Annotated in this window: 8 protein-coding genes; 2 read left to right on the forward strand and 6 right to left on the reverse strand. The window is 72.4% G+C overall.

Going from position 1 to position 11,860, the window contains the following annotated elements:
- Nucleotides 1-7: 7 nt before the first annotated feature.
- Both ACZ4Z5_RS01775 and ACZ4Z5_RS01780 read left to right on the forward strand, forming a co-directional pair.
- On the forward strand, nt 8-3,049 hold the full coding sequence (locus tag ACZ4Z5_RS01775; protein ID WP_468255074.1) for a lysylphosphatidylglycerol synthase domain-containing protein: 3,042 nt from the start codon (nt 8-10) through the stop codon (nt 3,047-3,049).
- Between the two features lie 212 nt (nt 3,050-3,261).
- Nucleotides 3,262-4,830 carry an alpha/beta hydrolase gene (locus tag ACZ4Z5_RS01780; protein WP_468255077.1) on the forward strand — a complete coding sequence of 523 codons (1,569 nt, stop codon included), beginning with the start codon at nt 3,262-3,264 and terminating at the stop codon, nt 4,828-4,830.
- A 228-nt stretch (nt 4,831-5,058) separates the two neighbouring features.
- Here ACZ4Z5_RS01780 and ACZ4Z5_RS01785 read toward each other — a convergent pair whose 3' ends face one another.
- The 6 genes from ACZ4Z5_RS01785 to ACZ4Z5_RS01810 all read right to left on the reverse strand — a co-directional run bounded on the left by ACZ4Z5_RS01785 (nt 5,059) and on the right by ACZ4Z5_RS01810 (nt 11,674).
- A complete protein-coding gene (locus ACZ4Z5_RS01785; protein ID WP_468255080.1) occupies nt 5,059-5,331 on the reverse strand; it encodes a hypothetical protein in 273 nt (90 codons plus the stop codon).
- Between the two features lie 380 nt (nt 5,332-5,711).
- Nucleotides 5,712-6,890 (reverse strand): adenylyltransferase/sulfurtransferase MoeZ, encoded by a 1,179-nt coding sequence (moeZ, locus tag ACZ4Z5_RS01790; protein ID WP_468255083.1) that lies wholly within the window; start codon nt 6,888-6,890, stop codon nt 5,712-5,714.
- A gap of 95 nt (nt 6,891-6,985) precedes the next feature.
- Entirely contained in the window at nt 6,986-7,738 is a 753-nt protein-coding gene (locus ACZ4Z5_RS01795) for a spherulation-specific family 4 protein (RefSeq protein ID WP_468255085.1), read from the reverse strand.
- Entirely contained in the window at nt 7,726-8,736 is a 1,011-nt protein-coding gene (locus ACZ4Z5_RS01800; RefSeq protein WP_468255087.1) for an NAD-dependent epimerase/dehydratase family protein, read from the reverse strand. Before ACZ4Z5_RS01800 ends, ACZ4Z5_RS01795 begins: the two co-directional genes overlap by 13 nt.
- Nucleotides 8,737-8,843: 107 nt before the next feature.
- Complete coding sequence (locus ACZ4Z5_RS01805; RefSeq protein WP_468255090.1) at nt 8,844-9,944, reverse strand: hypothetical protein; 1,101 nt, start codon at nt 9,942-9,944, stop codon at nt 8,844-8,846.
- A gap of 35 nt (nt 9,945-9,979) precedes the next feature.
- Nucleotides 9,980-11,674 (reverse strand): glycosyltransferase, encoded by a 1,695-nt coding sequence (locus ACZ4Z5_RS01810; protein ID WP_468255093.1) that lies wholly within the window; start codon nt 11,672-11,674, stop codon nt 9,980-9,982.
- Nucleotides 11,675-11,860: the final 186 nt, after the last annotated feature.

Raw genomic sequence — 11,860 nt, forward strand, 5'->3', positions numbered from 1 at the left:
GCAGGGCGTGACGCCACCCGAGGCGGTGGGCTCCCGCGACGCATCGGCGCGCCCGGAGCCCGACGACGCCTTGCGGTACGAATCCGCTGTGAACACGCCGAACGGGAACGGCGAACCGCGAGCCGAAGACACCGCACGTCCGGACGACACCACGCACGCCGACGACACCGCACGTCCCCATGGCACCGCGCACCCCGGCGACCTCACCGACCACGTCTCCGTCGAGGCCCCGGGCACCGCCCCGGACGGCACGGACTCCGACCCGGACTGCACGGGCTCCGCCCCGGGGTCCGGCCGCGCCGACGGCGACAACGGGCCCCGTGACGACGGCCCCGACGGCGACGAGGGGCCCCAGGACGACGAACCCGACCGCTGCGACGAACCCGACAGGGACGACGAACCCGACGGCGACGACGAAGATCACACCGAGCGGGTCTCCGGCGACGAGCCGCTGCTCCCCGCCCGTGTCCACCGCCCCTCCGACCTGGTCCGGATGCTGACCGGCATCCTCGCCATCGCGGTGGTGCTGGCCATCGCCGCGTTCGCCCACGGCACCACGTCCGGCCTGGAGCAGGACATCACCAAGGGCACCGGCCAGGCGCCCGACCTGCTGATCAAGCTCGCCGGACTGGCGTCCAGCATCGCCGTGCTGATCCTTCCGGTCGGCTTCGCGATCGAGCGGCTGATCAAGCGGGACGGGCTGCGCATCGCGGACGGCGTGCTGGCCGCCGTACTCGCCCACGGGGTGGCCCTGGCCACGGACCTGTGGGTGGCCAGGGGTGCTCACGACTCGATCAGGGACGCGCTGACCCAGCCCGCGGTCGGCGGCGGACTCACCGATCCCGTCCACGGCTACCTCGCACCCGTGATCGCCTATATGACGGCGGTCGGCATGGCCCGCAGACCACGCTGGCGGGTCGCGCTCTGGGTGGTCCTGCTGCTCAACTCGTTCGCGGTCCTGGTCGGGGGTCTCACCACTCCGTTCTCCATCGTGGTGACCGTCCTCATCGGCTGGACCGTCGCCTACGGCACGCTCTACGCGGTCGGCTCGCCGAACGTGCGGCCCACCGGGCAGACCCTGCTCGCCGGGCTGCGGCACGTGGGCTTCCGCCCGGTGACGGCGATGCGCGCCGAGGAGACGGCCGATTCCCAGGACCAGGGCGACCGCGGCCGCCGCTACCTCGTGACGCTGGAGGACGGGCCGCCCCTGGATGTCACCGTCGTCGACCGGGAGCAGCAGGCCCAGGGCTTCTTCTACCGGGTGTGGCGTCGGATGACGCTCCGCGCGTTCACCACCCGCCGGTCCCTCCAGTCGTTGCGGCAGGCCCTGGAGGCGGAGGCGCTGCTCGCCTACGCGGCGATCGCCGCGGGCGCCAACGCACCGCGATTGATCGCCACGTCGGAACTGGGCCCCGACGCCGTGATGCTCGTCTACGAGCACATCGGCGGACGCACTCTGGACGCCCTGGATGACGCGGAGATCACGGACGAGCTGCTGCACGGGGCCTGGCGCCAGGTGTACGCGCTCCAGTCGCGGCGCATCGCGCACCGCAGGCTGGTGGGTGAGGCGATTCTGGTGGATCGTTCCGGCAGGGTCTTCCTCACCGACCTGCGCGGAGGGGAGATCGCCGCCGGCGACATCGTGCTGCGCATGGACGTCGCCCAGCTGGTCACCACGCTCGGTCTGCGGGTGGGTGCCGAACGCGCGGTGCGCTCGGCGGTCGAGGTCCTCGGCCCCGACGCGGTCGCCGACAGCCTGCCGCTGCTCCAGCCGATCGCCCTCAGCCGGTCGACCCGGGCCACGCTGCGCCGGCTCGGCCGCGAGCGGGCCCAGCGGGAACGGGAGGCGGTCCTCCAGGCGTCCGCTGCGGCCAAGGAGGCGCGGGAGGACCACGAGCGCGCCGGCGAGGTGCACGCGGCGGGGACCGGAGCCGGCCGCAAGTCCGTACGGGCCGGGAAGCACGCCGACAGACAAGCCGACAAGCAGGCGGAGAAGGCCGAGAAGAAGGCCCTCGAAGAGGCGCTGGAGACGGCTCGCGAGGAGGACCTGCTCACCCAGATCCGCCATCAGGTGCTGCTGATCCGGCCGCAGGCGCCGGTCGAGCCGGTACGCCTGGAGCGGATCAAGCCGCGGACGCTGGTGAGCGTCGTGGCGGGTGCGTTCGCCGCGTACTTCCTGCTGTCGCAGCTGACGCACATCAAGTTCGGCGAGCTGGTCACCAACGCGCACTGGGGGTGGGTGGCGGCGGCCGTGCTGTTCTCGGCGCTGAGCTATCCGGCCGCGGCGATGGCCCTGCTCGGGTTCGTCCCCGAGCGGGTGCCGTTCCTGCGGACGGTCAGCGCGCAGGTGGCGGGGTCCTTCGTGAAGCTCGTCGCACCGGCCGCGGTCGGCGGCGTGGCGCTGAACACCCGCTTCCTGCAACGGGCCGGGGTGCGGCCGGGGCTCGCGGTGGCGAGTGTGGGCGCGTCGCAGCTGTTCGGTCTGGCCTCGCACATCCTGCTGCTGATGGTCTTCGGCTACCTGACCGGCACCGAACGCTCCCAGCCGCTCTCGCCGTCCCGCACAGTGATCGCCGGTCTGCTGACGGCTGCCGTGCTGACGCTCGTGGTCACGGCCGTCCCGCCGCTGCGCAAGTTCGTGTCCACTCGGGTGCGGTCGCTCTTCGCGGGTGTCGTGCCGCGCATGCTGGACGTCCTGCAGCGGCCGCAGCGGCTGATCACCGGTATCGGCGGGATGTTGCTGCTCACACTGGCGTTCGTGCTGTGCCTGGACGCGTCGATCAGGGCGTTCGGGGCCGGCCACAACGAGATCAGTTTCGCGAGCGTCGCCGTCGTCTTCCTCACCGCGAACGCGATCGGCTCCGCCGCGCCGACGCCGGGCGGTATCGGGGCGATCGACTTCGCCCTCACCAGCGCGCTGACCCTGGCCGGACTGCCCAGCCCCATCGCCGCCTCGGCCGTGCTGCTGTTCCGGCTGCTGACCTTCTGGCTGCCGGTGCTGCCGGGCTGGCTGTGCTTCAACCATCTGACCCGGAAGGAAGCGCTCTAGGCACCACCCGCCGGACGACCGACACACCCGCCGGACGACCGACACCATCTGCTGGACGACCGACACCATCTGCTGGATGTCGCACCACCTGCCGGACAGCCGACAAACTCGCCGGACTCCCGCACCACCCCCGCATACGGCCGGAACACCCCGGATACCCGCTTGCCGCCCCCGACCTGCGGCGCGGAGCCGCGCGGCGCACGATGGGTGCCATGCAGATCACCCCCGCCTGGCGTGGCCTGGCGTTCGCCGCAGCGTTCCTCCTGTTGGCCGCCGGATGCTCGGGCGCCGCCGGTGGGGGCGAGGTGAAGCAGGACCCGTCGGCCGCGATGAGCTCCCTCGCAGCGCAGAAACCGGTCTGGGACAAGTGCCCGCCGCCCTCCCCCGCCCAGGGCACCGGTCAGGCGCCGACCACGCTCCCCGACGGCGCGGAGTGGGAGTGCGCAACCATCGAGGCGCCGCGCGACTACGCCGACCCGGGCGGCGAGAAGATCGAGATCGCCCTCGTCCGGGCGCCGGCCGTCGACCGGGCGAACAAGCTCGGCTCCCTGGTCTTCAACTTCGGCGGCCCGGGCGGATCCGGTGTCGCCACGATGCCCGCCGCCGCCGAGGACTTCGAGAAGCTGCGTTCCCGGTACGACCTGGTGAGCTTCGACCCGCGGGGCGTGGGCAACAGCGCGGACGTGGAGTGCAAGGACGACGAGCAGCTCGACACGTTCTACGCACAGGACGCGACACCGGACGACACCGGCGAGGAGAAGACGTACCTCCGCAATCTCAAGGACTACGCGCAGGCGTGCGAGAAGAACTCGGAGGGGATGCTGCCGTACGTCGGCACCACCGACGCCGCGCGCGACCTGGACCTGATCCGCCAGGCCCTGGGCGACGAGAAGCTGAACTACTTCGGGATCTCCTACGGCACGGAGCTCGGCGGGGTGTACGCCCACCTGTTCCCGAAGAACGTCGGCCGGACCGTGTTCGACGCCGTCGTCGACCCGACGGCCACCGCGGAGGAGGGCGCGATCGGCCAGGCCCGGGGGTTCCAGCTCGCGCTCGGCAACTTCGCCCAGGACTGCGTGGACCGCGGTGACAAGTGCGCGCTGCCGGGCAGTACGGCCGCCGAGGTCCAGGCCTGGATCATCGACCTGCTGAAGTCGCTCGACAAGAAGCCGATCGAGGGGGTCGGCTCCCGCAAGCTGACCCAGACGCAGGCCACCAACGGCATCGCGCAGGCGCTCTACTCGAAGGAGTACTGGCCGCTGCTCGAACAGGGCCTGGACGAGGCGGACGGCGGCAACGGGCAGCTGCTGCTGGCCCTGTCCGACGCGCTGAACGGACGCGACCAGAACGGCTCGTACAGCAACCTCCAGGCCGCCAACGCCGCGATCAACTGCGTCGACTACAAGGAGCGCTACTCACCGGAGCAGGTGAAGGCGAAACTGTCAGAGTTCCGCAAGGCGTCGCCGGTCTTCGGCGACCTGCTCGCCTGGGGCATGCTGAACTGCTCCCAGTGGCCGGTGCCCGGGCAGTGGGAGACCCCTGATGTGAGCGCACCGGGAGCGGGGCCGATCCTGGTCATCGGCAACACCGGCGACCCGGCGACCCCGTACGAGGGCGCCCGGAAGATGGCCGAGGAGCTGGGCAAGGGCGCTGCCGTGGAGCTGACGTACAAGGGCGAGGGGCACGGCGCGTACGGCAGCGGCAACCGGTGCGTCCAGGCAACGGTGGACGCGTACCTGCTGGACGGGACGGTGCCGAAGTCCGGGATCACGTGCAGCTGAGCAGGGGCCGACTGCTGTGCAGGTCAGGGGTGTTGCGGTGCCGTTCAGGTCGAGTGAATGATGGGACGATTCCGGCAGGTCGTCCGGTAAGTAACTCGTCTAGTGCACCGGCTGCGGCTGTTGCTGCTGCTGGTCGCCCGTCGTGTCGGGCGGGTTGTGCTGCGTGTCGGGAGTGTTCGGGTTCGGGTTCACCGCAGGATCGTTGTGCTGGGGCTCGTCCTTCGGCTTCTACTCCTTCTGCTCCTTCTTCTCCTTCTTCTCATCCTGCTTCTCGGTGGGCTCCTGCTGCCGCGCCTTCTTCTTCGTCAGCTCCTCATCCGGGCATTCCTTGCTGAAGCCCGCCGCGTAGCCCGAGTTGAACGCCTGGTGTTGTTCCTTCGGGAACTGCGGCAGATACTCATTCGCCCTGTAATCGCACGACCTGCCGTCGATTTCACCTCGAATCTTGCCGCTGCTGTAGCCGGGCTGGTCGTCCTCGCCTTGCGGCAGGCCTGTGACCACCGCGGAAGTCGGAGACGGGGCGCTCAACGCTCCCCCGGCAAGAGCCGGCGGAACACCAGAGAGGCAACGATCACTGGGCTGAGTCGAATGGCGTAGCGCTTGCCACGCATGGCCTTTCTCCCCTCGGTCTTCATTCACCCTGGGGTGGGACCAGACAAGCTCGCCGGCCACCGCTTACCCGGGGTGGCACCCGCCCAGATGGCGGCAGCCCCAGCGAAGCCCGTCACCCTGACGCGCACCGGCGCACGGCACCGGCCATATCTTCAACCGTACGCCCGCCCGAAGGGGGTAGACCACGACAACGACCGCCCATGACGGCCGTGTTCCAGCAACACAAGGACGGGGTGCAAACCAACGTCGCACCCCGCCACGATGTGTGATCAGTAGACGGGCTTCTGAGGCTCGATCTGGTTGACCCAGCCGATGACGCCGCCGCCGACGTGGACCGCGTCCGCGAAGCCCGCGGACTTCAGGACCGCGAGGACTTCCGCACTGCGGACACCCGTCTTGCAATGCAGGACGATCTTCTTGTCCTGGGGAAGGTCCTGGAGGGCACCGCCCATCAGGAACTCGTTCTTCGGGACCAGACGGGCCCCGGGGATCGAGACGATCTCGAACTCGTTCGGCTCCCGGACGTCGATGATGTCGATGTTCTCGCCGTCGTCGATCCACTCCTTGAGCTGCTTGGGAGTGATCGTGGAGCCGGCCGCCGCCTGCTGCGCCTCCTCGGAGACGACACCGCAGAAGGCCTCGTAGTCGATGAGCTCGGTGACGGTCGGGTTCTCGCCGCAGACCGCGCAGTCCGGGTCCTTGCGGACCTTGACCTGGCGGTACTGCATCTCCAGGGCGTCGTAGATCATCAGTCGGCCGACCAGCGGCTCGCCGATGCCGGCGAGCAGCTTGATCGCCTCGTTGACCTGGATGGAGCCGATGGACGCGCAGAGCACGCCCAGCACACCGCCCTCGGCGCAGGAGGGCACCATGCCCGGCGGCGGGGGCTCCGGGTAGAGGCAGCGGTAGCAGGGACCGTGCTCGGACCAGAAGACCGACGCCTGGCCGTCGAAGCGGTAGATCGAACCCCAGACGTACGGCTTGTTCAGCAGCACGCAGGCGTCGTTGACCAGGTAGCGCGTCGCGAAGTTGTCCGTGCCGTCGACGATCAGGTCGTACTGGCCGAAGATGTCCATCACGTTGTCGGCTTCGAGCCGCTCCTCGTGCAGGACCACGTTCACGTACGGGTTGATGCCCTTGACGCTGTCGCGCGCCGACTCCGCCTTGGAACGGCCGATGTCCGACTGGCTGTGGATGATCTGACGCTGCAGGTTCGACTCGTCGACCTCGTCGAACTCCACGATGCCGAGCGTGCCGACACCTGCCGCGGCGAGGTACATCAGGGCGGGCGAGCCCAGACCGCCGGCGCCCACACAGAGCACCTTGGCGTTCTTCAGCCGCTTCTGTCCGTCCATCCCGACGTCGGGGATGATCAGATGGCGGGAGTACCTGCGGACCTCGTCGACGGTGAGCTCAGCGGCTGGCTCGACCAGGGGTGGCAGCGACACGGGATCTCCGTTGCTCGATCATTCAGGGACTAATCATTAGGGCACTATCCCCGCTCGGCGAGGGACAACTACCCGTAACACTGCCACGCTCCTTCTCATTCCGAGATACCCGGTCCGATACGCGAGACGATTTCGTCCCAGTAGCCGGGCATGGCCTCGTAGGGGCGGCTCTGTCCGTCGCGGCCGCTCCGGTCGGTGAAGAAGATCGTGCCCGCACCCTGCCAGCGGGCGATCCGCAGGGCCTCTTCGAGATGGGTGCGCGGCACGCCGTGGACCAGGTGGCAGAACCTCTCCGCCGGGTGGTCCGCGGTCCACTCCGCCACCTGTGACCAGCGGTACTCGCACCATGGCCCGGAGAAGGTGACGAGCTGGTCCGCGGCCTCCGCGTAGCCCGGGTGGGGGTGGGTGCCGTGCCCGAGCACCAGGTGCGCCCCGTCGAGCAACGCGTCCAGCGTGGCGGTGAGCTTCCGGATGGCGGGCAGGTCGTCCCGTTCTGTGGGACAGCGGTCCAGCAGGAAGCCGCCGACGCGGTACCACTCCAGGAACCGCTGCGCGTCCGACACCAGCTCCCCGAATGGGCGCTCACCGTGCGCGGTGTCCAGGTGGCCCAGCACGCGAACCCCCGCGTTGCCGAGCCCCCCGGCCGCCTCCAGGCACTGCGGATCGGGCCGGTCGCCGGGCCCGTCGTCGACGTTGAGCACCACCCAGTGCAACGGCGTCCCCGGACGGGTGAGCCCGGCCCATTCGGCGTGCGCGAGCAGCGGGTGGGCGAAGCCGGGGACGCCGAATCCGGGCCGGCCGGCGCCGGTCGCCGCCTCCTGTGTGCGTGGAGTGGTCAGATGCGACACGCCGCCTCCATCCAGATGTCGGCCAGGGACTCCTCGAGGTTGATGCGCGGCCGCCAGCCGAGCCGGTCGCGGGCGGTCCGGACGTCCGCCTGCTGCCAGCTGCCGCAGCCGTCCGGGTACGGGTACGGCGCGGTGAGGTGCTCCATGACCACGTCGTTGGCGCGCGGTGCGGGAGGCATTCCGGCGAGGCGGGCCCGGCCGGCCTCGCCCGCGTGCACGGCGCCCGCCCCGGGGAAGCCGGGCGGGGGGTCCAGCTCGTTCAGGGTCCCGGCGAATCCCGCGACCCGGGCGAGGACGGCGGCGGCGTCCCGGAGCTTCACCGCGCGGCCGGTGCCGATGTTGACCACGCCCTGGGCGGCGGACAGCGATGCCGCGTGCACGGCCCGCGCCACGTCCCGCACGTCGACGAAGTCGCGCTGGACACCGAGGCCCCCCAGCCTGAGCTCACCGTCACCCGACTGCATCGCACGGCGCATCGCCTCCGCGAGCCGGCCGAGCGGCGAACCGGCCGGGGTGCCCGGGCCGACCGGGGAGAAGACCCGCAGCACGATCGCGTCGAGTCCGGAGCCCAGCACCAGTTCGGTCGCGGCGAGCTTGCTGACCCCGTACGGGCCGCCGGGCCGGGGCACCGCGTCCTCGGCGGTCGACGAGCCCGGCTGGGACGGCCCGTACTCGGAGGCGCAGCCGAGCTGGACGAGGCGGGCCCCGCAGCCGCTGCGCCGCAGCGCCTCGCAGACGGTCGCCACGGCCACGGTGTTGTGCCGGGTGAGATCGCGGGCGCCGCCGCGGGTGGCGCCCGCGCAGTTGATGACGACCCCGGGGTGGACGGCGTCCAGGAATCGGGTCAGCGCGCCCGGGCTGCCCGTGGCGAGGTCGAATCGGACGTCGGCGTCATCGCCGCGGCCGAGCGCGGTGAGCTGCACGGCCGGGTCGGCGAGGAGCCGGTCGGCGACGAAGCGGCCCAGGTACCCGTTGGCACCGATCAGCAGCACCCTCATCGTGCGTCCCTCCCGTACCGGTGGGACGGGGTGGGTTGGGCGGTCATGTTCTGGTCTCCTTCTGCGAACTGAGCGAGGCCGGGGGCCGGGACGCCGCGCGGGGCGTCTCAGGCCCGGACCGGGGCGTGGGCGGAGGCCCGGGAGAGCGCCGCGGTGGCATGGGCGAGGAGCCCCGATGCGGCGAGCGTGCAGACGGCGGCCGGTACGGCGGCCGGCCCCCAGGCGTGGACGAGCGCCTCGACGGGGCGGGCGAGTACCGCGCAGCCGGGGATGAGCCCCGCGTACGCCGACGCGAGGGCGAGCGCCTCGGCGGCCGCGGCGGCGGTGAGCCAGCCGGTCGCGGCGCGGGTGACGCCGTGCGCAAGGAGCAGCCGGCCGAGGAAGAGCAGCATGCCGAGGGCGGCCGTGGGCAGCGGCGGCACCCGGAGGACGAGCAGCAGGCCGAGCAGGGCGCACAGCTGAACCAGGGCGACGGCCGGAACGAGCGGCCGGGCCCGGGAGGCGAACTCGGACAGCCCGCGGCTCGCGTCGAGCATGCGCCGGGCCCGTACGGACAGCAGGTGCGCGCACCAGACGGCGGGGAGGACGGCGCAGGCGAGCGCAAGAGCGGGGGCAGCCATGAGCGGCGAGGGTCCCGCGGCGCGCCCGTGCAGGGCCGCGTCGAGGAGGCCGTCGCCGAACACGGCGTGGGCGACGAGCCACAGGGTGGCGATTCCCGGTGCCGCGCCGGCGTGGGGCGCGTGCAGCGGGCCGCGGCGCAGCGCCGGCACGGTGATGACGGCGGTGCAGAGGCCGCCGGCCACGAGGACGCCGGTGCGCGGCCCGTCCGGCGAGGCGGCGCCGACTGCCGTGAGCCCGGCCAGCACGGGCGGTCCGAGCGCCCAGACGGCCCACGCCGTCCGGCGGCGGCCGTGCTCGGTAGTACCGGGGTCGCGGGGAGGCGCGGGGTCCGGTGACCCTTCGGTCCCGCGGGGCACCCGCGCGTACAGCTCCTCGGCAAGCGAGAACACATCGCGGTGCCGGAAGCGCGCGGCCGCGCGGTCCGTCATTCCGCGTGCCTCCAGCCCGGCGGCTATCTCCAGGGGATCGACGGCCCGTTCGCACAGATCCCGGTGCCGGTGCAGCAGGGTCTTCACGGGGTCCGCGGCACCACTCCGCACCCCGGCCGCATACGCGGGACCGGCCGGAACCGGGTCCGGCGTGGGCACGGATCCAGGGTCGGGCGGGGGGGAGGACGGCCGGGTCATCGGACGGCCTCCGTCCGGTCGCCGGCCGGTGCGGGGGTGCGGAGGCCGGCGGCCGACCAGGGGACGGGGACGTGGGACTCCGCGGGTGCGGCGAACGGAAGGGGTTCGCCGTGCTCGCCGACGGCCTCGCGCCGCACGGGGCAGCGCGAGACGATCTCCAGGTAGATTCTGTGAAATGCCATCAGATTCTGTTCGACGGTGAAGAGTTCGAGCGCCCGGGCGCGGGCTGCCGCACCCAGACGGGCACGGCGTTCCGGGTCGCGCAGCAGGGTGATGCACGCGTCGGCGAGGGCGCGCGGATTGCGGGGCGGGACGACGAGGCCGGTGCCGCCGATGACTTCGACGACCGCGCCGACGTCGGTGGAGACGGTCGCGCGGCCGCAGAACATGGCTTCCACAAGCCCGGTGGGGAAGCCCTCCACGACGCTGGAGAGGACGACGACCCCGGCCGCGGCGTAGGCGTCGGCGGTGGACGGGACGTCGGGGTCGCCCAGTTCCTCGAAGGAGACGGGGTTGTCGCCGACGGCGTGCGCATGGCGGGCCTCGTCGGGGAAGAGCTGGGCGGCGAGGGCGCGGCAGTGGCCCAGGTAGGCCGCCGCCTCGGGGTCCTGGCCGGACCGCCCGGGGCGGCCGGTGCCGTGGCAGGACCCGGTCCCCTCCACCGCCCCGGCCGGCCGCCGGGGCGGCACGGCGACGATCCGCAGCCGGGCTCCCGGCTCCGCCCTGCGTACCTCGGCGAAGGCGTGCAGCAGGGCGATCAGGTCCTTCGTGGGCTCGACGCGGCCGACCCAGACGAGCGTGGCGGGGTCGCCGCCGTCACCGCTCTCCCCCACGGCGGTGAACCGGTCCGCCGCCATCCCGGGGTGGACGGTGCGCAGCCGGGCGCGGTCGGCCCCGCAGCGTTCCTGCCAGCGGCGGGTGTGCGCGTTGCCGGGGGTGATGACGGCGGCCTGCCGGTAGACCTCGGCGGCGAGCCGACGGTGGAAGGCGGCGAGCAGGACACGTACGGGGGTCGGGTGGGCCGGAGCCCCGGCCCGGGCGCCGGCCGCGAGGTAGTGCGCGCGCAGTGGGGCGCCGTACTCGGTGACCAGCAGGGGAACCCCGCAGAAGCGTTTGGCCAGCAGGCCGGGCAGCGCCACCGTTCCGCCGGACGAGGCATGGCAGAGGTCGGCCGCGCCGAGCAGCTCGTCGGTGTACCAGTCGAGTGCGAGGGGGCGGAGGGCGGCGACCAGCAGACCCGCGAAGGCCAGGAGGTCGGGCACCCGCGCGGCGTGCACGGCCTGTTGTGCACCGGGCGCACGACAGGCGGACTCCAGGACACGTACGGCGAGTTCGGAGCGGAGCGCGGTGTCGAGCGCGGCGCCCCGGCCCCGGGCGAGGGCGGCCAGGCCGTACAGGCCTGCCGCGAAGTCGCCGTCGCTCCCGGTGAGCGATCCGGCGAGTTCCCGGAGGTGCGCGGCGAGGATCCTCCGGTCGCGCCGCCCGAACCGTCCGGCGCCCGCCGCGGTGTCCACCTCCACGCCGATGATGCTTCTCCCGCCGCGGTCGCAGGCGTGCTCGCCGTGGCGGCCGGACAGGTCGTAGAGGTCGAAGTCGTGCTGGGTGAGCCCGTGCACGAGTCGCTCGCGCCACAGCGCGGACTCACCGTTCGCGTACGGGTACCCGCGGTCCGTGATCATCCCGATCCGCATGAACGCACCCCCGATCTCCCTTGTGGACGGCCACCGTTGGCCGGCGGCGCAACTGGGCTGGCCGCGACAGCGGGAAGAACGTAAGCGGATATACGGGTGGGGGGGGGGGGGGGGGGGGGGGGGGGGCGGGGGGGGGGGGGGGGGGGGGGGGGGGGTGGTGGGGGGGGGGGGGGAGGGGGGGGGGGA

This window comes from Streptomyces sp. NPDC030222 (assembly GCF_055573115.1).